Source organism: Sphingobacterium multivorum (assembly GCF_039511225.1).
Lineage (GTDB): Bacteria > Bacteroidota > Bacteroidia > Sphingobacteriales > Sphingobacteriaceae > Sphingobacterium.
The window spans coordinates 2,173,720-2,198,856 of record NZ_CP154261.1 but is presented as its reverse complement, the minus strand read 5'-3'; the positions used below and the strand labels follow the sequence as shown (position 1 = coordinate 2,198,856).

14 protein-coding genes are annotated in these 25,137 nt (G+C 43.4%); 6 read left to right on the top strand and 8 right to left on the bottom strand.

Features of this window, described 5'->3' with window-relative positions; translation table 11 throughout:
• From AAH582_RS08905 to AAH582_RS08890, 4 genes are read right to left on the bottom strand one after another with little or no spacing between them, the layout of a single operon-like run.
• Complete coding sequence (locus tag AAH582_RS08905) at positions 1 to 993, bottom strand: DUF4466 family protein (RefSeq protein ID WP_343321875.1); 993 nt, start codon at positions 991 to 993, stop codon at positions 1 to 3.
• 8 nt (positions 994 to 1,001) lie between these two features.
• Complete coding sequence (locus AAH582_RS08900; RefSeq protein ID WP_046676362.1) at positions 1,002 to 1,397, bottom strand: hypothetical protein; 396 nt, start codon at positions 1,395 to 1,397, stop codon at positions 1,002 to 1,004.
• 25 nt (positions 1,398 to 1,422) lie between these two features.
• The gene (locus tag AAH582_RS08895) at positions 1,423 to 3,255 is read right to left on the bottom strand and encodes a RagB/SusD family nutrient uptake outer membrane protein (RefSeq protein WP_046675762.1); all 1,833 of its coding nucleotides are present in this window, start codon (positions 3,253 to 3,255) and stop codon (positions 1,423 to 1,425) included.
• Between the two features lie 11 nt (positions 3,256 to 3,266).
• Positions 3,267 to 6,452, bottom strand: coding sequence for a SusC/RagA family TonB-linked outer membrane protein (locus tag AAH582_RS08890; protein ID WP_343321874.1), 3,186 nt, complete (start codon positions 6,450 to 6,452; stop codon positions 3,267 to 3,269).
• Positions 6,453 to 6,828: 376 nt separating this feature from the next.
• On the opposite strand from AAH582_RS08890, the gene AAH582_RS08885 reads away from it, so the two are divergent.
• The 6 genes from AAH582_RS08885 to AAH582_RS08860 all read left to right on the top strand — a co-directional run bounded on the left by AAH582_RS08885 (position 6,829) and on the right by AAH582_RS08860 (position 14,104).
• Complete coding sequence (locus tag AAH582_RS08885) at positions 6,829 to 8,349, top strand: PQQ-dependent sugar dehydrogenase (protein WP_343321873.1); 1,521 nt, start codon at positions 6,829 to 6,831, stop codon at positions 8,347 to 8,349.
• A 5-nt stretch (positions 8,350 to 8,354) separates the two neighbouring features.
• Positions 8,355 to 9,587 (top strand): Nramp family divalent metal transporter, encoded by a 1,233-nt coding sequence (locus tag AAH582_RS08880; RefSeq protein ID WP_343321872.1) that lies wholly within the window; start codon positions 8,355 to 8,357, stop codon positions 9,585 to 9,587.
• Positions 9,588 to 9,594: 7 nt separating this feature from the next.
• Complete coding sequence (locus AAH582_RS08875; RefSeq protein ID WP_115048011.1) at positions 9,595 to 10,617, top strand: NAD-dependent epimerase/dehydratase family protein; 1,023 nt, start codon at positions 9,595 to 9,597, stop codon at positions 10,615 to 10,617.
• Positions 10,617 to 11,681, top strand: coding sequence for a dihydrodipicolinate synthase family protein (locus AAH582_RS08870; RefSeq protein WP_343321871.1), 1,065 nt, complete (start codon positions 10,617 to 10,619; stop codon positions 11,679 to 11,681). The genes AAH582_RS08875 and AAH582_RS08870 overlap by 1 nt, the downstream gene beginning before the upstream one ends.
• A gap of 174 nt (positions 11,682 to 11,855) precedes the next feature.
• On the top strand, positions 11,856 to 12,764 hold the full coding sequence (locus AAH582_RS08865) for a helix-turn-helix domain-containing protein (protein ID WP_343321870.1): 909 nt from the start codon (positions 11,856 to 11,858) through the stop codon (positions 12,762 to 12,764).
• Positions 12,765 to 12,910: 146 nt separating this feature from the next.
• Positions 12,911 to 14,104, top strand: coding sequence for an MFS transporter (locus AAH582_RS08860; RefSeq protein ID WP_343321869.1), 1,194 nt, complete (start codon positions 12,911 to 12,913; stop codon positions 14,102 to 14,104).
• Positions 14,105 to 14,353: 249 nt separating this feature from the next.
• On the opposite strand, the gene AAH582_RS08855 is transcribed toward AAH582_RS08860, so the two are convergent.
• The 4 genes from AAH582_RS08855 to AAH582_RS08840 form a co-directional block, all read right to left on the bottom strand.
• On the bottom strand, positions 14,354 to 18,538 hold the full coding sequence (locus tag AAH582_RS08855; RefSeq protein WP_343321868.1) for a hybrid sensor histidine kinase/response regulator transcription factor: 4,185 nt from the start codon (positions 18,536 to 18,538) through the stop codon (positions 14,354 to 14,356).
• Positions 18,539 to 18,600: 62 nt separating this feature from the next.
• Complete coding sequence (locus AAH582_RS08850; RefSeq protein WP_343321867.1) at positions 18,601 to 21,300, bottom strand: glycoside hydrolase family 88 protein; 2,700 nt, start codon at positions 21,298 to 21,300, stop codon at positions 18,601 to 18,603.
• A gap of 58 nt (positions 21,301 to 21,358) precedes the next feature.
• A complete protein-coding gene (locus AAH582_RS08845; protein WP_343321866.1) occupies positions 21,359 to 22,546 on the bottom strand; it encodes an alginate lyase family protein in 1,188 nt (395 codons plus the stop codon).
• A gap of 17 nt (positions 22,547 to 22,563) precedes the next feature.
• Complete coding sequence (locus tag AAH582_RS08840) at positions 22,564 to 25,134, bottom strand: glycoside hydrolase family 95 protein (protein WP_343321865.1); 2,571 nt, start codon at positions 25,132 to 25,134, stop codon at positions 22,564 to 22,566.
• Positions 25,135 to 25,137 lie beyond the last annotated feature (3 nt).

The window sequence follows — 25,137 nt, the reverse complement described above, 5'->3', positions numbered from 1 at the left end:
TTATTTTACTTGCAACCTTTTTACACTGATCTTCATTTCTTTCGTGGTATTATTTACGCTATTGACAAATACATAAGCATTGTATTTACCATCTGCCGTTTGCAGCCATAGTCCTGATTCAGCTTTTAAATTAATGGCAAAATCTGGCGCATCGATAAACGATTTGTCTTTCAAATCCACATCGTCCACAAATACACTGTATTGCAATCGTGCCAATTGTTGATCCCGCACGGTCCAAGCCTTCACGATCTTCGTTTTATTTGTCAGCCCGACAGGTAAGGTGAAGCTCGGCAAATAACTGGCATCCGTCGTGGGAGCAACCAATGAATGTGCATAAGTCACCGTTGGCAATGGCCGGTACAAATAGATCAAATCAATTTTATCCGGGTTTGCTGCAGCTTCCGTTGCTGTATACCATTTTAGATCTGCTACAGAAAAAAAGCAGGCAGCCCCATCTTTCCCGATCAAGTCTAAGGCCATATCCATATTACGAATCGCATACGCTTCGGTCTTCAACGCAATTTCCTGCCCATTACTGGACCTCGCCCTGAATGTAAACGTAACCGATTTACCTTTTGCTGCTGCCGGTATTTTGTAGCTATAACGCAGCGTTGAAGCCGAGGTGTCTTTTGTAAATTTCACCTCCGTCCTATTCCCATTTACTGTCGCAGGGTCGCCAACGACAACACCTACGTCTGCCCCGGTACTACTGGTGTAGTACGATTTGTTTTCAAGCACAGTACCCTCATCACCCGCAATGCTGGCTTCCACAGCGATCGATGTGAGCTTCCCCTGATCTGGTAATATCGCCGCCGCATAAGCAAAGTCTATGGTAGCACCAACCACATTTGGCCCTAAAGAGCGCTTAATGATGTCGTTTTGCAAACCATCTTTTGCTTTTGGAATTTCATAAGCTTCTTCTTTACAAGAACCTAACAGCAAGAGCCCAAATCCGATGGACAGTAGCCCTATTTTTAAATAATTTGTTTTCATCAGCTTACTTATTTTTGTACTGTCAAATAAACTTTATACGTCTTACGAACCTTTCTATTTCCAGACACGACAGTCCATTCACGTGGCGTATCCAAATTGGAAAAATCTTGTTTTCCTAAAATCTTAGGATCTAATACCGCATCGGTGACCAATGAAAACTGTGGGTATAGATTTTTCAAATCCGTACCAAAGAGCACCTCCACTTTTATGGTTTGCTCAACGGTATCTACCAAGGCAGCTTTGGTCCGTACTGTCTGAAAATCGGCGCCCAACAGTTCAAAACTACTGACATAACATTCCGACCTGGTCGTGATCAACAAACCATCCTCATCCATTGGATAATCATCCTTACAACCGGACAAGCTAACGAACAGCATGCCGATTAAAAATAATGTATATTTCATCTTATTACAGTCAAGTGTTACCATCTTATTTCCAAGGTATATTTTGTGTTAAATTCGGATTCCGCGAACGTTCTGTTTCCGGGATTTGATAGATATAACACTTTTGATAAGTCAACTCAGACTCATTGAAGAAAAAGCGCTCCCAATTATTCCCAAAACTATCCTGGAACCATTTTCCATCACCATAAGGCTTACCAAATACGGTTTCCAGTTTACGCCATCTCCGCAGGTCAAAGGCACGCTGTCCTTCACCAAACAACTCTACGATCCTTTCCTGTTCTATAGCATCAAAAAAAGCATCACGAGAAGCGGTTTTAGCCCCCGCAAGCGCGGGCAAGTTACCACGGCGCCTGACCTTATTAACCAAATCAATCGCATCCGCCTGTGGACCACCAATCTCATTGGTCGCTTCAGCATACATCAGATACACGTCTGCAATGCGCATCAAAGGCCAATTGTAATTTCCATCACTACGTGCCACACCACCATAATTGCGCACAAATTTACGCGATTGTAATCCCGAGAGATTTGTGGTATTATCGGTGAAGGAAGTTTTGTAAGATACACCGTTAACCGTCACCGCAGCACCCCAAGTTTTGTAGACAAAAGGAATATAACCTGTCGTCTCCGTAGGGCTCATACCCATAATCAATTCATAATCCCACAACAAAGTCGCTTTCATGCGATAATCGCGATTACGGTACGACTCAGGGTTCACCGCTGAATTTGCTGTTGTACGTGCTGCCGGATTTTTCACTGGATCTAGCTGAACCATCTTGGGCAAGAAATCTCCCGTAATGGTAGATTGATAACGGTCGGCCAATTCATAACGCGGAATAGCTTGGTTCTGCCCTAAAGACACCAATGGCCCAGTCCACACACGTTGATATTCCTCACTCTGTTTTGTACCCACACCGCCATGGGTAAGCACCATGACCATTTCCTCATCTTGACTCAAGTTGCCCGTAGAAGGTATAAACATGTAGTAATAATTTGGGAGCACATCTGCCTTCCCCAATTCACCCCATGAACCTGGGTCACCATTTCTAAACATTTTGATACCAAAATCATTGATCACACGCTTAAAATCCGCAGCTGCCGCCGTATAGGCCGACTTAGCGTCGGCAGCAGATTGCACAAATCCATCCAATTCGGGCCATCCATTTTTCTTCCACGAACCCCAGTACAATTGAAACTTACCACGGAAGGCCAACGCGGCAGGCTTACCGGCACGACCAATTGCAGCCCCCTTATTCGGCAATTTGTCCACAGCGTAATTTAAATCAGCCATAATGGAATCTTTCAGCTGCGCAATAGGCATTCTACGCACCGTATCAGCCTCTGCAGGCGCCGGTGCCGATTTATAAAAATAAGGTACATCGCCCCATAAGGAAATCAGTCTAAAGTAGGCAATGGCACGCAGCAATTTGGCTTCCGCCACGATTGTTTCCAAGGTCTGTTTTACAGCATCAGTTTTTGCTACGGGCAGCAAGCGCGCATTGGTATTTTCGATCACAAAGTTGGAACTGAATATAGATCCATACAATGCTCTATACATTGCCGACGCACCGGAACCATAATTCATCGGACTATTCACCGTTAATGAAATAGGCGCCGCACCGGTATTGTACACCTTCAGGTAATCACCATGACCATCAAAATGATAGTCACGATCAAAACAAGGTCTAAATATCGAATAGTTCGCCATTAAGGCAGCAAGCGCGTCATTTTCGTCCACCCAGAACGTTTCAGAGCTTGGCGTTGTTGTTGGATTTTGATTTAACAAATCTTTGCGGCACGCGGATAAACCAAGAAGCAACAAAGAAGAAATAAACACGATGTTATATATCGATTTCATAAGTTCAAATATTATAAGTCTACATTCAGTCCAACCACAAAACTCTTCGTCATCGGATAGGCATCATTGGTATAGGTACTTTTCTCCGGATCTAAGCCTTTAAAACTCGTCAAAACCGCCAAGTTATCTACAGAACCGAATACACGTAACTTCTGGATCCCCAGCTTCATCAGTAATTCTTTCTTAAAAGTATAGCCAAGCTGCAGATTTTTAACCCTTAAATAAGACATGTTTTGCAACCAAAATGTACTCAAGTATGCATTTGGACTCGTTGATCCCAATGTACTTGGAAGCAATTTAGGATAATCGGCATCGCGATTGTCCAGGCTCCACATATTATTCCACTGATCTTCCGTAATCGCCTGATTTGCCGTCCCTAAAAAATTTGAATTCGCTTTGTTCATCCAAAATTCTTTTCGTCCGGTAGCAGCCTGCAACAGGAAAGAGAAATCAAAACCTTTGTAGTCAACAGAACCTCTAAATCCGTAATTTACCTTTGGCCTACCCAATTGGTAAGCGGGATATGCCACGCGGTCATTCGCATCCAATTTGCCGTCACCATTGACATCTTTCAACAAAATATCTCCCGGAGAAGCCCCCTGAGGAACTGCATTATAGACATCCTGCCAAGACTGCGCAATGCCCAACGATTCGAAAGCATAGATAAAATTATAAGGCATATCAATAAATACCGAACCTCTTTGCAACTGCTCATTCCAAGACAATAGCTTGTTCTTGTTGTAGCCCACATTAAAGTTCAGCATGTAACCCACATCACCTTTTCTATCATTCCAGGTCACATTTGCTTCCAGCCCTTTATTCATCATATCGCCGATATTGCGTCGCGGAGCAGCAAATAAACCCGTCAGATGCATCGATACATCCGAAGGTCTGTTCATACCGATCGTCTTTCTTTCGTAGTAATCCAACTCGGCCGTCAGTTTATTTTTAAAGAACCCAAGGTCCAAGCCCAAATTAAACACACGTGTCTTTTCCCAGGTAAGGTCATAGTTGATCAGTTTTTTATTGATCAACCCCTTGACAACAGACCCTGTTCCTGTACTATTGTCAATCAGATAGTAGGGACTGGACACCAAAGATTGTTTCTGCTCATACAAGCCTACACCACTATTATTACCCAATGAACCATAAGAAGCTCTAAATTTAGCCGAACTCAGGCTAATCTTCTCCTTAAATGCCGACATAAACGCCTCATCTGAGATCCGCCACCCCACTGCCGCGGAAGGAAAAAAACCATATTGATCGCCCGGCAAGAAACGCGAAGAACCATCTACCCGGAAGTTCCCTTCAAACATATACTTTCCAAAGGCTGTATAATTTAATCGTCCGATATAAGAACGTAAACCTTCCGCCGATGATGATCCCGACACATTTTGTACATCTTCAGATGCACCATCGATTTCATGTAAACTAGGATGCAAACGATCTAAGCGACTACCCGCCAAAACACGATTGTTCCAATATTCTTCGGAATACACGGCCAAAGCAGAGAAATCATGATTAGCGCCGAACTTATGATCATAACTCAACTTGAAGTTCAGCTGTGTTTTGTAATTGTTCCGGTCTGTATTATAGATCCCATCATTTGTTGGCACAAGATCCCGGATAGACAATCCTGTCCGGATGTTATACAATTTTGTCGGCATATCTGCCTTCCATTGAAAACGCGTGTCATAATTTAGGGCATAATCCACTTTAGCCTCAAACCCTTTGAACGGCTTCCAGTTTAAATAACCATTCACCAGAGCCTGCTTTTGATTCATGTGGTTCTGGTTGCGCGTCATGTAATCCGCATAAATATTATTGGCCTGCGGGCTTTCATTGTAAGACATTGCTCCACCATAAAAACCGGTCATAGGATCATAAGGCAATATACCTGCTGGCGAGGTAAACAAATCCATTCCACTTGTTGAGTTGGCAGTCATACCATCCTCGTAGTTATACCGGTAATCGGACCAATTTCCGGAGAACCGGACCCCAGCACCGATGGTATTGGTTACTTTTGTTTCGAAGTTAAATGCAGCATTATAACGTTTAAAATCATTATTGATCTGTATCCCCTTCTCATCCAGCATACCCACAGACAAATAGTAATTGTTATTTTCAGTCCCCCCATTAATGGAAACATTATAATTCCCACTTTGACCATTGCGAAGAATAACATCCCACCAATCGGTACTTGGATACAATCTCGGGTCGATCATACTTAAAGCCAACCATTCGTCGATCGTTCCATTTTTAAAATTGAATGCAGATGCAGCGGTATTATAAGCCTGGGCCCTTTGCGTAGCCGTCATTGCTTTTGCATAATTATTAACAAAATCAAAAGAGCGGGTAGGTTTCACCAGCGATTTGTTGGCACTAAAGGAAATAACCGTCCTACTGTTTCTTTTACCAGACTTTGTCGTAATCAATACAACCCCGTTGGCCGCTCTGGAACCGTATACAGCAGCGGAAGAAGCATCTTTTAGCACGGTCACACTTTCAATATCATTCACATTCACACGGTTCATATTGACATCGGGCATCCCGTCGACCACGATCAGCGGTCCAGCACTATTGACCGTCCCCAGCCCCCGGATCAAAAGATCCGCTGCATTATTTCCGGCCATCCCTGAGTTTTGACTTACGGCCAAACCGGGAATAACACCCTGTAAGGCCTGCGAGGCATTGGAAAGCCCCCGGCTTGAAGTAGATTGGTCAAAATTGACACTGGCCACAGCACCAGTCAAGTTGCCTTTTTTCTGCTTACCATACCCCACCACAACCACTTCATCCAGCGCATTTTCGCTCGCATCAAGCACCAAAGCCTGCACGTCTTTCCCCGACACCACTTTTGTATTAAAACCGATTAACCGAAATTGAATCTGATCTGAAACCGAACCCGTTAATTTAAAACGGCCTTCTTGATCCGTAACGGTAACAGTAGCATTTTTAAGGTTACGCACTTCCACACCGGACAGTGGCTGCCCTTTAGCGTCCAGCACCTGCCCGACAAGCTGCTGCTGAAATTTAGCTAAACCCGGCGAAGGATTTAGAACATCCGAGATCGGAATCTTTCCATTATTAGGGGAAGAAGGTACATTTGCCAATGCAGCCATCGAAATAAAAGGTAGCCCTACCAACAGGCAACTCCTGTTTATTACATCCCGGATTTTAATCTGCTTTAGTATCATGAATACTCAGGTTAAAGTGGTTAAATAAATGATTTATAAGCTCTTTAGTTTATTGGTATTTTTTAAGAAAAATAATTTTCGACCCCTATGCGATCGCAATTCCTCTTCTTTACTTTATCATAGTGAATACAATAATATATATTTTTTGTATACAATTCAATATTTTTTTCACTTTTTTACAAAAATAGCCCTGCTAACAAGTTCGTGACAAATCTATAATACCACATTTTTGCCCACCAGATTATAAACTAAATCGTATTTACCTTAGCCCGATAAAATATTTTTGTATACAATTTAACTTATTTTTTGTATATTTATTTTTATTCAACTACATTTGACTAACCACATAAATCAAAGGAATAACCGTAGATCCTATATGAAAAAACAAACCTATATTTGGCTTGTATCGCTGATCCCGCTGCTTTCTTCCTGTTCTTCCGAGACAGAAAGAGAACGTAAACCCATAAATAACATCCAACTGGAGTACAGCATACTATCGCTAACCAAAGAAGCTACAAAACTCCATGTGCCCTGGGATTTACAATATGACCGGGTCAATAACGCCATTCTGTTTTCTGAAATCGGAGGAAGTATACGAAGACTGGATACAAAAACAAAAGTTGTTACTTTGGTGGACAGCCTGACCGACGTATACCATCAGCGCACCCTGGGACTCTTGGGAATGGCGCTCTATCAGCCGGAACAGCAGCAAGCTTATCTTTACCTTTCTTACACCAGCAAAAAAGATAGCCTTATTTTTTCCAACCTATATCGCTACGATTATAATACGGCAGGCAAGTTGTCAAACCCAAAATTGCTTTTACAGATCCCCGGAAATACGGGACATAACGGCTCCCGAGTTATTGTTTCGACAGACAAAAAAGTATATTGGGCTACAGGAGATGCCGCAAGTGATACCTTCGCACAAGACAGCACCTCATTAAACGGTAAAATCTTACGCCTCAATCTCGACGGGAGCATTCCAAAAGACAATCCAATTAAAAACAGCTATGTATATGCCTGGGGATTTCGAAACATGCAAGGACTTACCCATGATGCAAAAGGCTTAATTTACACCTCTGAACATGGCGATGCCATCGAAGATGAAATCAACCTGATCCAACCGCTAAAAAATTATGGCTGGCCACAGATCGAAGGCATGATTGACACGGAAAAGGAAAAAGCTATCGCCAAAAGCTCGCCAAGACAGGAACCTATTAAATCGTGGACTCCAGTCGTTGCACCATCTGGTATGGCCTATTACGGTTCCAACGTTATCCCTGAATGGCAACATAGCTTATTGCTTGCAACGTTAAAAAATCAGTCTCTACGTATCCTAAAATTATCTGCCGATGGGCAGCAGATCGTCGATGAGAAGATCCTATTCAAAGATCAACTTGGCCGGCTAAGATCCGTATTGACCTTACCCAATGGGGACATTTATTTCTGTTCAAGCAACCGGGACTGGAATCCACAAAAGGGATTTCCAAAACCCGATGACGACGTGATCTACCGACTCCGCATTGCCGATAAGGCCGTTGCGCCAATGATTAAGCCCGTTGCAGCCAACGCCGTCAGCTCCCCGGCCAAAAGTGGTCAAGCCTTATACGAAGCGTATTGTGCGTCTTGTCATAAAGCAGATGGAAAGGGACTTATAAACACCTTCCCCCCATTAGCCAATTCATCTCTTGTCAAAGGCGACCCAGCACCTTTATTGCGGGTTATCCTCCACGGACTGAAAGACAAAACAATAGCCAAGGTCAAATACGAGAGCGCAATGCCATCTTTTTCATTCCTGAAAAATGAAGAGGTCATTGAAATTACCAATTATATCCGTACACACTTTGGGAATTCTGCACCTAAAATCAACCAACAGCATTTAACCTCATTACGATAAATCTCATGGAAAACAACCTCGAGCCAAAACCCTCTTTGTTTAAAAATTGGCTATCCATCTTAGGTCCCGGCATCATTACCGCCGCCCTGGTTTTCGGGCCCAGCAAAATGACCATCACATCAAAAATGGGTGCAGATTATGGCTTCGCCCTATTATGGGTTGTCGTCGTCGCGATCTTTTTTATGATGGTTTTCACCAATATGGCGGCACGTATCGGCATTGCGAGAGACGAATCTTTACTTACCTTGATTCGCCAGAAATTTGGTAAAACAACCGCCATCGTCATTGGCCTCGGAATCTTCCTTGTCGCAACCTGTTTTCAATCCGGAAATGCCACAGGGGTCTCCATTTCTGTTTCGGAAGCAACGGGGACAAACCCCAAAATATGGATCATCGTTTTTAATGTCATTGGCATTTTACTGTTGTTCTTCAAGTCTTTCTATGCGCTACTGGAAAAACTGATGCTAGCACTTATTATCCTTATGCTATTTGCTTTTTTATCCACAGCCATAATGACAAAGACGCCTGCACAGGAATTTTTCTTAGGTTTTATTCCAAGCCTCCCGCCTTTATCAATGGGTTTAATTATTGCTTTCACGGCGTCTTGCTTTTCGATTGTGGGTGCGTTTTATCAAAGTTATCTTGTGCAGTCAAGAAGAAAACTGTCGTCCAACAAGCAGACTTCGGAACGGCAAATAGTCGGGAGCAGAATCGGCATCATTATACTCGGGATCATGAGTGCTGCCGTGATGGTCTGCGCTGCAAATACCCTTCATCCGCAAGGCATCAAATTGAGTTCTGCCGCTGAGATGGGCCGTGCATTGGAACCGCTTTTGGGAAGCTACGCCTCACACCTCTTTTTTATCGGTCTTTTCGGCGCCTCCTTTTCTTCCTTGATCGGCAATGCTGTATTAGGCGGTTCATTACTGGGCGATACCTTTGGCTTCGGCAACAATCTCAATCACCCCAAAGTGAAACTCTTTATTTCTTTGGTCATGATTTTTGGATCTGCCATCGCACTGATCTTCGGAAATCTCCCCTTGGAGCTTATTGTTTTTGCCCAAAGCATCACCATTTTTCTTGTTCCCTTTATTGGCATTATCCTCTTTCTGATCGCAAACGACAAAGAAATTATGGGTGCGCTCAGAAACAGCCCACTAACAAGGTTATGGGGAATCCTCGGACTTCTCTTACTCGTTTTTCTTGCTTTTAGTAATTTCTATAATTTAATCAAATAATTCAGACATGGACCATAACAATTTAGCGGAATTGGAACAGCAAATACTTGCACCATCATTAGATCTAATTGAAGATATAAAAAAGATACAAGGTGATATTCTTTTCCTAGGTATTGGCGGAAAAATGGGGCCAAGCATGGCAAAACTAGCCATGAGGGCTATTCAAGCTGCAGGAATAGACAAAAAGGTCATTGGTGTTTCGCGTTTTTCAACCAAGGAACTCCAACAGGAACTGGAAGATCTAGGCATAGAGACCATCGCCTGCGACCTGCTGAATGAGGAAGAACTCAAAAAGATTCCGCAGGTTCCGAATGTCATTTACCTCGCAGGACATAAGTTCGGCACCACAGGAAATGAAGATTTCACCTGGGCAATGAACACCTATCTTCCCGGAATGGTAGCTTCTCATTTTCGAGACTCCAACATTGTTGCTTTTTCTTCGGGTAACGTACTGCCCTTTGTGCCGATAAGCAATGGCGGCGTTTCCGAGGAAAGAACGCCCGAGCCTGTCGGTGAATACGCGCAATCCTGTTTGGGTAGAGAGCGCATATTCGAGTATTTTTCGAAGAAAAATGGTACACCTACCCTGATCTACCGATTGAATTATGCGGTGGATTTTCGCTACGGTGTCCTCGTAGAAATTGCCAAATCGGTCAAAGGGCAGCTCCCAATAGATTTGACAACCGAAAACGTCAATGTCATCTGGCAGGGAGATGCCAACGAAATTGCCTTAAGATCATTATTGCACTGTCAGTCTCCGGCCAAAATACTGAATGTCACGGGGCCTGAAATTCTTTCTACACGATGGATCGCAGAGCGCTTTGCTGAGCATTTCAACACTAGGCCCATCTTTGTGAATGAGCCCGCCGGAACTGCTTTACTAAACAACGCTTCCGAATGCCATCGTTTATTTGGCTACCCGAAGACAACCATACGGGAAGCGATAGACATTACAGCCAAATGGTTGATCCAAGGTGGCGAACTATGGAACAAAGACACGCACTTTCAAGAACGAAAAGGAAAATTCTAATGAAAACTTTAGACAACAAATTACAACAGTTGCTTTGGGAAGGGACGGTTATTCCGGCGCACCCCCTCGCCCTCAATGAGGACCGCAGCATTGACGAAGCACATCAACGACTCCTGACCCAGTATTACATAGCCAGTGGAGCGGGCGGAATCGCTGTCGCTGTACATTCAACCCAGTTTGAAATCCGGGACCCTGAGATCAATCTTTTTGAAACCGTATTGAGATGGGCTAGCGAAGAAGTCGATAAAGCTGAGCTCCAACGACCATTTATCAAAATTGCGGGCATCTGCGGCGCCACAGAACAAGCGGTACAGGAGGCAAACACGGCACTTCAATACGGTTATGATATCGGACTTTTGAGTATGGGCGGACTCCAAAGCTGGACTGAAAATGCAATATTAGATCGAGTCAGAGCAATAGCAGCTATTATTCCTGTTTTTGGTTTCTATCTTCAACCTGCCGTTGGTGGCCGTATTTTCTCTTATTCCTTTTGGCAGCAGTTTGCCGAAATCGACAACGTCGTCGCCATCAAGTGCGCCTCCTTCAACCGCTACCAGACATTAGACGTTATGCGTGCTATAGCCAACTCCAGCCGGCGAGATCAAATTGCCATGTACACGGGCAATGATGACAATATTGTCAACGATCTGATGAGCGTGTATAATTTCCCTGTAGCTGGAGAAAACGTCTCCATAGAATTTAAAGGTGGCTTACTAGGTCATTGGGCCGTTTGGACGGCAAAGGCCGTTGAGCTCCTTCGGGAAATAAAATCATACAAACAGAACCCCAATAACCTCCATGCGAGCCATCTCCTAAGCAAAGCAATTGCTGTCACAGACAGTAATGCCGCATTTTTTGACCCAGCAAATGCATTCCATGGCTGTATACCAGGCTTACATGAGGCGCTCCGTAGACAAGGTTTGATGAAAGGTATCTGGTGTCTGAACCCCGACGAAAATCTTTCCATCGGACAGCAAGAAGAAATTGATCGTGTATATAAAGACTACCCTGACTTAAACGACGATGAATTTGTCAAGGAGTTTCTTAAATCTAGATCCCAATAGTCGCTTCCTTTTATAATAATCGGTTCCCTCTCAAAGGTCTCATCACCCGGGCTAGCCATAGCTAACGAGGTGATGGGACCTTCCTTTTTGCTCCAGTTCATATTTTACCAATCAATGACTGACCGGGAGGAATCTCGCGCAGAACAAAAGGTTTGATTTTTATAACTTTGCGTCATGACAACTTCTGAAAATATAATTGATTTCTATCAACGGGTATTTCGAGAATCCAATTACCCAATAGGCTCCTCGCCAGAACAAATTTCTCATTTTAACGTATTTTCTCGTGAGCATTGCCCCTTAAAATCACCGTACAATAGAAAAGATTATTTCAAAATATCCCTTATGATCGGCGTGGGTCAACTGCATTATGGCGATCAATGGATCCCTATTGACCGTCCAGCGCTTGTATTTTCAAGTCCGCTTGTTCCCTACTCTTGGGAAACAGACAATCCCGATCAAAAAGGATGGTTCTGTCTTTTTACGCAAAAATTCATTCAGGAGGACAAACATTACAACCACAACATCCTCGAAAGCCATTTTTTCAATCCGAGTGGTAGCCCCGTCTATTTCTTAACGGACGAACAGGTCGATCTTTTCGATCACATTTTTCAGCGCATCAATGTGGAACTGCTATCTGATTTTTCGTTCAAATATGAAATTATCCGGAATCAGTTGCAGTTACTCGTTTTAGAAACATTAAAACTAGCGCCAAATGAGGGAATATCACCTTACCAAAACGCCAATCAGCGCATTTCCCATCTTTTCTTAGAGCTACTGGAACGCCAATTTCCGATTGACACCGAAAATTTGCTTCGTTTTAAAAATGCAACGGATTATGCACAGCAGCTCAACATCCATGTCAATTCGCTAAACAGGGCTTTGAAACAAAATACAGGAAAAACCACACAAGAACTCATCGCGCTACGCATCACACAGGAAGCAAAAGCCCTCCTCCAACATAGCAGCTGGAATATCAATGAAATCGCTTATGCCCTGGGTTTTGAGGAACCCGCAAACTTCAGTAATTATTTCAAAAAACATGCGGGCATACCGCCTTTAGCTTTTCGCAACAGGCCTGTTTGATTTTCACAATAATTTGTTTGAATTCTATATCTTTTGAAACAGGCAATGGAGCTACTTTTGTCCACATCATATTTAGCAGGTCAAAGAGAAAAAAGTGGCTGGCTGCATGAACGTCCATAGAGACGCGAAATTTAAAAAATTACAGGATGGAAAAAAACACTAAACCACAGCAATCTTTTATCCCGACGATACTAGCATTTGCACTTGTTCCGATTACGGGACTTGCCACCGATATTTATCTTCCGTCGATGCCACAAATGGCCCAGGAGCTTGGCTTGAATGAAAGCAAAATCCAGCTAACACTTTCGCTTTTTCTAATCAGCTATGGTGTTGCTCAGTTCTTTACAGGAGCATTGGTTGACGCTTGGGGAAGATATCGCATCAACCTGATATCACTTTTCCTTTTCATTGTCAGTTTCTGGATTACAGCAAGCACGCAAGATATTTGGGTTATTTACCTGATGCGTATCCTACAGGGCATCTTATCGGCATTTGTGGTCATCTCAAAAAGAGCCTATTTTGTGGATGTCTACGAAGGTGAACAGCGCAAGCACTACCTCAGCATTATGACCATCGTCTGGTCGATCGGTCCGATTGTCGCTCCTTTTATTGGCGGCTACCTTCAGACACAATTTGGTTGGCGTTCTAACTTTATAGTTCTGGCCGTTTACAGTGCTGTACTTTTCATCCTTGAACTGATCTTTTCTGGCGAAACAATCAAACAGAAGAAACCTCTCCATATCAACTACCTGATTGGCGAATTTAAAATGATGCTTAAAAGCAATGATTTTACCTTCGGTATAGTCATGTGCGGTATATCCTACGGTCTTGTCATGTTCTACAACCTCAGTGGTCCCTTTTTTATTGAACACCAGCTGGGCTATAGCGCAATCACAACCGGTTATACCTCGCTAATTATGGGCTTAGCTTGGATGTGTGGTGGTTTTATTGGTAAAGCCCTTATTAAAAGAGCCTTGGTTCCGAAGTTGAGAATCGCCAACTTCATTCAGATCAGCCTGATTGTAGGTATGCTCTTGGTTTCACCTTACCTGTCAAATCTCTATACATTGACATTTTTCGCATTTGCTGTACATTGTACAGCAGGGTTTATTTTTAACAATTATTTCAGCTACTGTTTAGGGAGGTTTCCATTGTCGGCAGGTATCGCCGGCGGATTGGTTGGCGGAATTACCTACCTGCTGACCTCTTCACTCAGTTACATCACGGTAAGCTTGGTAAACCCTTCTTCGCAGTTTCAGATTGGATTAGGTTATGGCATATTTGCACTGTTGGGATTGACTACTTTATACGTTATTCATAAGTTGGTCAAAAGCGTATAAGCTATGGGCAGGTTCTTCCAGCGACAGGGCAACATTAACCTGTAGCTGGACAGCTACAAAACTATACTTAAAAGTTGAATTATTTTTAAAATAGTATTAAAAACAACTATATTTGTTGCATCATAATTTAGGTTTATAATTGGTTATTGAAGGTTTTCATTCTCCCCGTTTGAAAACCTTTTTTTTTGACCGAAAAAAAATTCAGTCTGCTGTCCTCGCTGCTGCTGACCAAATCACGAAAACCCTTGCTTATTTTTCTAAATTACTACTTTCCTTTACACCGAATTTTTCAACATAGGTACGTGGACTCTCCTTATAGAATTTCTTAAATGATTTGCTAAAATACTTTGGATCATTGAACCCGACCTGATAAGCCACCTCGCTGATACTCAAACCTGTATCGTTCACCAAAATATAGGCTGCTTTCTTGAGACGGACCATATTAATAAATTCAACCAGATTCAGTCCCGTTTGCTGCTTAATCTTGCGGTACAAAACAGAGCGGCTCACACCGATGGCTTTTGTAAGATCAAGCACGCCAAAATCTTCGCAGCCCAGATTTTCTTCAACAATCTTCAATACCTGATCCAAGAAACGAGTTCTTTCGGGCAGATCTGTTCCCTGCGCTCCAAGAAGATAATGCTGTACAAATTTTTCCTCCAACCTTTTCCGCGTCTGTAAGATGTTAGAAATTTTCTGAATGAGGTGCGGCATACTGAAGGGCTTGGTAATGTAATCATCTGTACCGATTTCAAATGCCTCTGTGATATAAGGATCAGCTGTGCGGGCTGTCAAAAGAATCACCGGAATATGATTTGAACTGCTATCATTTTTAATCTGCTGCAAAAGTGTGATTCCGTCACAGTTGGGCATCGTTACATCCGAAATGATAATATCGGGCTGTTTTGTTTGCACCAATTCCAAGGCCTCAATACCATCGTTGGCTTCCAAAACAATATATTTTTTTCGTAAATTTTCACATAGAAAACAACGTAGCTCCACATTGTCCTCGGCAACAAGTATGATGGGTTTATCTTCCTCCGCCGCAGGACGCTCAATTGCTGTTTTTGTAATATCCACATAGGGCATATCGGCATCTGCTGGGTCAGCGCATATCATCCCTGGAGTATCCGTTAAGACCGGTAGCTCTTCGATGACGACAGCGCTCTGGGGCAGGCTGATCCGAAATACCGTATTGTAGTCTGTCGTTTCCTGTGCCATATTGCTTTCAACAGTGAGTTTCCCGCCGTGCAACTGGACAATGGAGCGGCAAAGTGCCAAACCTATTCCACCGTTGGTAGCCGACAAGCCTTTTGTATTGGCCTGATAAAATTGTTCAAATACAAAAGGAATATCTTTTGGTGGGATTCCACGCCCGGAATCCCAAACGGAAACAAGCAATTTCTCCAACTCACCTTCCACTTCTAGCTCAACCTGTATCTTTATTTTACCCCCCTTATCCGTAAATTTAAACGCATTATAAATTAAATTGACAAGGACTTTTTCAAATTGTTCCGGATCGAAACCTGCAACGTAATTAAGACTTACCTTATTATCCAGAAAAAACTGAATATTATTTTTTTCGGCAATAAAGTGAAAATTCTGGCGAATGTTTTCCAAATACGTAGCAAGATGAACCTTTTGGCAAAACAATTTCATCTTTCCGCCTTCATGTTTTCTGAAATCAAGCAGCTGATTAACCAGATTCATCAACCGATCGGCATTTCTCGTCGCATAACCAAGGTGCTCCTGTGCATATGCTGAAAGCGATCGATCGCCTTTTAATTGATTTAAGGGGCCGATAATTAATGACAATGGCGTACGGAATTCATGGGAGATATTGGTAAAGAAATTCAGTTTTGCTTCATGGAGCTCCTCCTGTTTTTCCGAATCTATTTGCCGAATCAAAAGGTCCTGTTTCAATTTATTCCGGCCGTGGAAAAATCGGATAACCAAAAAACCGGCCGCAGCAAAGAGAAGAAAATAGCCGCTATAGGCCCACCATGTCTTCCAGGGTGCTGGCAGCACTTTAATCTTCAAAACCGTTGCCTTTTCGTTCCATACCCCATCGTTGTTGGCCCCCTTTACCCAAAGCTCGTAGGTACCAGGGTCTAAATTGGTATACGTAGCCACGGGATTGCTCACATAATTCCAGTCTTGATCAAAACCTTTCAGATAATACGCGTATTGATTTTTCTCCGGATGGACATAATTCAACACACTGAATTCGAGACTAAAAACATTTTGATTGTGATCAAGTATCAATTCATCCATCATGGATATATCTTTGGGAATAACAGCATCAATACCTGGGAGAACTGTTTTATTGAATAATTTCAGCTCTGTAAACTGAATGGGGGGAATATAATTATTGACACTTAAACTATCCGGATTAAATAGGGTGAAGCCGGAGAAACTTCCAAAGGCAAGTTTTCCGTCCCGCAACATTGCTGCTGCATTTTGAATATATTCGTTGCCAGGAAGACCATCGGTCTTCGTATAGGTGCGTACATGACCCGATAGGGGGTCGAAACAAGAAATCCCTGTATTTGTACTCAACCACAATTTGTTTTTCAGATCGCTCAGCATCGCAAAAACATTGTTGATCGGCAATCCATTTCGTTCATTGAACCTTTTGAATGCTTTCTTCTCCGGAAGATAGCGATTGAGCCCGCCCATATAGGTACCGATCCAAATCTGTCCTTTTCGATCTTCATGGATACTCACAATATCATTTCCGCTAATTGAAAGAGAATCTTTCTTGTCATTTAGAAAGGAAACAAATTTATCGGTACCGGCTAGTTTTAGATTTAACCCATTGGAAGTACCGATCCATAGATTACCTTTTGAATCCTCTAGCAAAGCACGCACCATATTGGAGCTCAATTGCTTTCCTGCAACATCAAATGTCTGGAAAGATCCCACTTTCTGGTTTTTACGAAGCACCTGTAGTCCGCCACCGAACGTGCCAATCCAAATATCGCCATTGCGATCCTCTAAGATTGCATAGACATTATTGTTTGCCAGGCCATTACTTACATTGGGATCGAAACGAAAATGTTCATAGCCTTGTTGCCCCTTTCGTCTTAAATTCAATCCACCGTCATAGGTACCTACCCATAAGTTCCCTCCCTTATCTAGACAGATGGACTTCACATTGTTATGACTTAGGCCATTCAGGTTATTTTTATCGTGACGTTCACTAAAAAACGAATTCGTACGCCGATTAAAATAATTCAATCCTCCACCCTCAGTTCCAATTACAAGTTCTCCCATTCCATTTTCAACAAAAGCGCTCACCACATTGTAACTTAAGCTATTGCGTTTAGCTTGATGGGTAAAATTCTGAAAATTGGGAATATCCTTGTCATAGATATTGACCCCTCCAAAATAGGTTCCGATCCAAATAGATCCCCTCTTATCTTGAAATATAGGACGAATGGAATTATTGCTTAAGCTATTGGGATTTCCATCGTCTGCCTGAATAAAAAGCAGTTTTCCATTTTGATAAACATATAGGCCATTGAATGTTCCGATCCAAATCTTTCCATCAACTGTTTTTTTTAAGGACCGTACATCTTGACTGGCCAAACCTGTATGATTGCCCGCTTCAGTTAACGAGGATATTTCGCCTGTATGCTCATTGATAATCCGAATCCCATTATATTTCGTGCCTACCCAGAATATACCTGGACTAACCTCCAATACGGCCTGAAACCGTTGATTAACTTTATTATCTACTGATTTCTCTTTGAAGTAAGTTCGTAGAACCTTTAAGCTATTTCCATCTTTCGATGCGGCCTGCATGAGTACAATGGCATCATCAGTACAAAACCACAATCGCTTTCTGCGATCCTCATACACGGTTCGAAAATTACGATAGTATTCTTTTCCCTGGCTTCTTTCAACGGTAATCTCATTGAAGACCAATTCCGCTTCGAGATGCCGGCCCTCTTTAATCTTATACAAGCCTATATTTGTCGCAATCCAAATCTTGCCGTTGGAATCCTGAAAAATCTGATGAACGTTGACATCCATTTTTCCACTGCTACTCTCCACGGTAGGTAAGGGTATACGGATGAAATTGTCTGACGCACGATTGTATAAATTCAGTCCTGTCATTGTCCCTATCCAAAGCCGCCTTTTGTTATCTTCCGTAATCGCTTGAATAAAGTTGTGCTCTAAGGAAAGGCTATCTTGCGGATTGCTGCGGTAAATCGTAAACTTTCTGGCGTCGTACTTATTTAAGCCATCACGGGTACCGATCCACATAAAACCCAAATAATCTTGAGCAATAGCGAAAACGCTGCCCTGAGACAAACCTTCATTGACATCCAAGTGTAAAAAACGATAGTTTTTTTCCTGCGCATGCAAAACAGAAATTAACGCTAAGGCACAGCAAAAACAGCGCACAAAAACACGTAGTGGCATCATAAGGTATATAATTGAAATGGATGATAAAAATAATCATTCCATTGAATAAACACGAACAAGAATCACTTTAATCGATCTTTTAATTGTTGCTCATAAAGCGAGCCGATCGAAATTATCCGGTTTTGATTTTCCCAATAACCAGCGTTTCTATTTTTCAATCTTCCAGCTACTTTTTCTCCCTTTACGCCTATGGCAAAATTTTGCCCAGAAGCCCAGGGCTGTTGTACTGCAGCACTTTTGACCGTACAATTCCATAAGACTTGTGTCACCCCAGCCCAACCGTGTCCACTCCCCCAGTTACCCCGATCCTGCACATTAATTTCACCATCGGTTACGATTTGATCGTATAAGGTTCCAACAGCCCATCGATGATGTGGACCAATATCCGCATGTGTTCGTTCCGCGCTAGAAAGGCTAAAAACGTTCGGACCGAGGGTCCTGGCCCCCGTTACGTAATCATGACGACCTTCCGTCGTATAAAGTTCTTTAAATAAATTAAGCTGACCGTCATTATTGAACGAATACCTCCGCCCGCCTGTAATTTGAGATTTTCCATCCAGACACCGCGACTTCATTACTGTAATCTGTTTGGCAAAAGCACCAAGACTCACCGCCGCATAGCCAAAATAACGCGCGGTGATATTGCGCACCCAACCATTCGTTATTTTATCCATATCAATTGCAATCCAGCCGTGATTTTCGTCCGTATCACTTACAAAATCAGACTCGAACCGTATATTTTCGATCCCAACTTCACTTATACGCCCGTCGAAGGTGTAGGGAATGACGGCCACTTTTCCGTACCTCGGATCTATCGCCATCACCAGAGGATTATCAAAAAATACAGAGTCACCTCGAATGGCTAAAATCGTACGTTCAAAATTTAGCTTGTATTCCCGCGCTGTCCACTGTTTCGTCCCTTCTCTTTTTTCAATCTGGTCCATGTGAAGCGCTTCAATCCAGGCATCGTTCATTTCATACGAGAGCAGGACCTGCTCGCCCACTCTCCATTCGTTCGTATGATCGACCAGAACATAGTTAGCCCCTACAGGTCCATAACCAGGCTTAACAAACTGTTGTCTAGCCTGGTCCACTGTATAATTACCCGTACCGGAAACTTTCAATAAGCTCCGTTGGTGCTGGCCTGCTGCTTTAAGCAGGGTTTGTCCTTCAGCATCCCCCTCACCTCTCAACACGACACCGCTGGCATGAATTTCCAAACTCCCAGGTATAGTGTACAGGCCTTTTTTTAACAAAACAGCACCTCTATAACCGTTTTTATCAGGTGGTTTTGCTGCTACGGCATCGATAGCCTGCTGTATAATTTGCTGATCATCGCCATTTACGCTGGGTTTTACCGTAACCACGACAGGAACATTGGGCAGCTTTTGATCACCTTGATGATAGCCCACCCGACTAAAGTCGGGGATGACGTTTCCTTGTGCATCCGGAAAATAGATCAATTGTCCCGCTGGATTTTTCCGGACCAGATCCGATTGCACTTTTCCGGACTGCAGCTCTTCTTGTCGATGCAGTGCTTCCAAGAAATAATAATCGGCATAACTCAAAGGTTTATCCACTTCGGTATTGGAAGGTTTCGATCCCGTACTGTGTAATAATATAAAACCGCGATTTTTATTTGGTGGCGACATGTAATGGTCTATCAGGTTAGCCAATATGGTCTGTGCTTTTGCACGATAATCTTTCCCTTGGTTGCTATACGTGCTTAATTCCAACAGCCCCGATGCAATGACTGTCGCTGCCGACACATCCCGTGGTTCATTTGGTATATGAGGTGCATCGAAATCCCAATAAGGGATCAAGTCTTTCGGCATATTGCGATGTGCAAACAGCCAATGTGCAACTTTTTCGGCTTGCTGCAGATATTTCGGATCGCCGGTTTCTCTGTAACACATCGTATAGCCATACAGTGCCCAGGCCTCACCCCGCGACCAGGTCGATTCATCACTTAAGCCCTGATGGGTGTTTTTATGCTGCACTGCTCCTGTTTTCGGGTTGTAGTCTATCACATGATAGGTACTGTAATCCGGTCTAAAATGATTTTTTAGCGTTGTGTTGGCGTGGCTCACCGCAATCTGATAATAAGTAGAGTCTCCAGTGAGTTTGGTTGCTTCAAACAGCAATTCTAGATTGAGCATGTTATCAATGATAACCGGAAAGTCCCAGCGGTGGCTATTGTGGTCCCACGAACGTATACAGCCGACTGTTGGATTGAAGCGGGTTGCCAGCGTTTTGGCTGCCTGTATAAGCACCTCCCGGTACTGTGGATTTGCGGTTAAGCGATAACCATTTCCAACACTACAGTAGATCTTAAAGCCCATATCATGGGTCTTACCATTAAATTGCTCCGCTTCGATCGACCTTGTTGCTTCTGAAGCGAGATCCTTCCATTGTTGTTTTCCCGACTTTTCGTAGAGAAACCATAGGACGCCAGGAAAAAAACCACTGGTCCAGTCCCCCCTTTTCACAGCAACCAGTTCGTTATCTGTGGAAAGCGTACGTGGCGAAACCAAGGATGAATCCCTTTTTTTCAAGAGCTGCAATTCTTTATAAAGTAGTTGAGCTTGTTGATCTGCAAGGCCCCACGCTTTTTGCAGCTGCCTGGTACTCTGTGCCTCAACGTGTTGAAAAGCGCACAGAATTCCCGTCAAAAATAGTGCTTTGGCAATGGATGGCCTTTTTAAATTTCGAAAGCGCAAAAAGAGGGTATATCTTCGCAAAGACGTCGCATTAACATTCATGTTATCTGTAGGTTTTTAAGGTGAAATGGTTAAGTTATTTTATAAAGAGCCAGGAAAATCAAAGCCATATAATCGGGTTGCGAATGGGTAAATTTCGAACAACCTCTTCTTGTTCAGGTGCATGATCAAGCTTTTTCCAAAGCTGCAGATAGTCTTTATTCTGGAAAGCTTCTGCCGAAAATACGAGTGCCGGATGCGCAATTGGCCACTGATCCCAATACATGACATCTTTCGGATACGGCCATTTTTCTTTATCTGCAATATAAGGGACCATAAAATCAACACCCGTTTTTATTGTCCGCCCATCAGACAATGTATACTGCCAAAGGGAGGTGTTGGTCTTGGACAAAATCTGGCAGATCATGGTCATCGCATCCAGATTAAACAACGCGTATCCATAAGGTTTTGTCCGCTGCAATTCTCTCGGAAAACTGCCATTAGACTCCATTTGATTCGGCAATAACACGTGCGCATAGCGATCTGCACATCTGTTGAGTAATACCGTGTCTTGCACTAAACTCGAAAATGCAGCGACCTGCATCACCCAACAGGTACCATGGTTATTGGCAGAATTCATTTCATCGATTCCATATTGATGCGTTGTAAGCCAGCGTAGATAGATTGCAAACCAGCGATGTATGGCATCCTTAGTAGCCTGTGGAAAATTGGGGTCGTCTTCAAATATCTTTACGCCCTGTGCAACTTCCATCAGATGAATGGTATCAATAATGCCTATTCCTCGCCCTGTAAAACGCCCTTGTATAGCCTGAGCATAAAGAAGATTCGGATTCATCATCGTCTCTGCATCCACGAACCAAGCCTTTAAATGGCGAAGGGCCTGCTGTACGTATTTTTTATCCGGATTCAAACGATAGGCTGAGGCCAGTGCCCCCACAATTCGGCTGAAGCGGATCATCGCTTTACGATGTTCAACGAAATTGGCCGGATTAGTCATGCCATCCCGTTGAATATAGGGCGCAGCGGGATCTTTGGGATCGGGCCACCAATAATCACCTTCAGAATAAAAATCATGAATACCCCCGGCACTCCGAACTGCCTTATAAGCTGTCACAGTCACTGGTTTCTGCTTCATCGCCCATTTGGACTGCTTTAGGATAACAGGGCGCAGCGTCTGGATGATCTCCTGCTCAAAAATACCTTCCTTCATTTTTGCCCTCAAGAATAAGGGGAAAATTACGATCCCAAGGAGACAGCCCATGACGCGAACAATTGATGTAGATTTCATTTTTCCTGGTTTTTGAATTACATTGGAACAATACGGTACCGTTTACCTTTTATGGTCTCAAATTGAACTTCGAATGTTTTTGTAGATGCTAACGATGGCAATTTGGACGGATCAGCTACCGTATATGGAAGTTGTTCCGGTTTATATAATAGCGCATTGTCTGTGACAGCTGCCTGATTTGATTCGACACCGACAACTTTAACGGGTAAAGGTGTACGCAAACGACAAACACCACCAATATTGGACACGATCATTGCTTCGGTCAATACGTTATTTTTCCAGGCAATATCTACGGTAAAGTTTCCTCTGGCCTTAATTCCTTTTATCGTCCCAGCAGACCATTCATCAGGTAGGGCCGGTAACAAGTGGATGGCTCCATCATGACTCTGCAGCAACATTTCAGTCATTCCCGCCGTAGCACCAAAATTCCCATCTATTTGAAAAGGTGGATGTGCATCAAATAGATTCGGATAGGCTCCGCCACCGCTCATCTGCGCACGGTCCAATTTGGGATCAATAAAATTTAAGGCATCCTTGAGGATTTTATAGGCATGATTTCCATCCTGAAGCCTCGCCCACCAATTTGTCTTCCAGGCCATCGACCAGCCGGTACTCACATCGCCCCTTAAAAGCAATGAACGCTTGGAGGCCGCAGCCAAAGCCTTGTTTTCTGCAAGGCTGATCTGATTGCCCGGGTATAATCCAAATAGGTGGGAAATATGCCGATGCTGGTCCTTTGGATCATCCCAATCTTTAAACCATTCCTGCAATTGCCCATATTGCCCCACCTGATAGGGATAAAGCTTTTCCTTCGCTTGTTCTAGTGCTGATTTAAATTCAGGATCAACGTTCAGTATAGTACAGGAGTGAATAACAGCTGTGAAAAGCTCCCGAATGATCGCCATGTCCATGGTAGAGGCCATGGTCAATTGATATTCCTTACCTGCTATTTTAATTGTATTTTCAGGTGAAGTGGACGGATTGGTGACGAGATATTTATTTCCGGGATCCGCAATCAGCCATTGCAACATAAATTGGGCTGCCCCTTTCATCAAGGGGTAGGCCTTCTCCTTCAAGAACGTTTTGTCGCCCGTAAAACGGTAGTGTTCCCATAGATGTGTGCTCAACCAGGCACCGGCCATAGGCCATGCCGACCAGCGCGGCATTCCTTTGGGATCCCAATCGTAGCCGCCCGGAGGGGAAGTTTTGGCCCATAGATCGGAATTATGATGAACAACCCAGCCCTTATCGATATTGTAATTTATCGATGCTGTTTTGGCCCCATTGATAGCCAGCTCATCCATAAAATCAAACAAGGGTTGATGACATTCTGCAAGATTGGTATTTTCCGCGAGCCAATAATTCATTTCTGTATTGATATTGGTCGTGTAATTACTTCCCCAGGGCGGCTGCACATGATCATTCCAGATCCCCTGTAAATTAGCTGGTCTCCCTCCTTGTCTGGAACTGGCAATCAACAAGTACCGTCCAAAATGATAATACAGTGTCAGCAGCCCCAAATCGGCCGGTCCTTTGGAAAACTGTATGATACGTTGATCTGTAGGCAATTTATCATGCGCAGAGGTACCAGCCAGCTCAAAGGCTACTCGATTGAATAGTGCTTGATAATCTTTTTGATGATCGGAGAGTATGGTCTGAAAATTCTTTTTGGAGACAGTATGCATGCGGTTTTTTGCGAGCAGCGTGGCATCTTTACCTTCCTGACTCGGCGACTTATCAAAACCGTTAAAGCTTGTCGCTTCCGTCAAAAATAAAATCACCTCATCGGCGCCTATGATCTTAAGCTTATCCCCCTCTTTTTTTACCACACCTCCGATATTCTTTACGCTTACCTGCATCGCAAAAGCCATCCCTTTTCCGCCAACACTATCGTACACCACCTGTTGGGGTTCATAATCCCTATTGGCAACAAAACTTGGTGCTTTACCCTGCAAGGTCAGCTGATTATTCCCTTGCGCTGAAACACTGTATTTTAGCTTACTGGTTAAGGAAAGGTCGAATGTAATTGATTTTTTCTTGTCGGCCTTCAGTCGAACAACCAGTGCTTTATCCGGAAAGCTGACAAAACTTTCTCTTAGGTATTGAACGCCTTGATAGGAATAGCTGACCCGATTGATCGCTCGCTCCAGATCCAGCTCCCGTTTGTAATCTTTTACCTTTTTTTCGTCCTGATGAAAATCCAACCATAAATCGCCCATAGGTAAATACCTGGCAGAATAAGGTCCCTGCATTTTCTTCCAAAGAACTGCTGCCTCTTCATATTTTCCAGCAAAGATGGCTTGGCGTACCTGGGGTAGAATTTGCGGGCCATTGGGATTATTGCCCGCATCGGGTTCACCCGACCATAGGGTATTATCGTTAATTTGAAACCTATCTTTACTTAACCCACCAAAGACCATCGCTCCTGTAGTGCCATTGCCTAGCGGTAGTGCCTCCTCCCAGAGCGAGGCCGGTTGATTATACCAAAGCTTGAGCTGCGGCGAATTGCCTTGTGCACGGCATGGCGCAAGCGCCCCCATAAGGCCGAGCAGTAAAAAGAAGTTCAAATGATTCGTTGCTTTTAACATCTT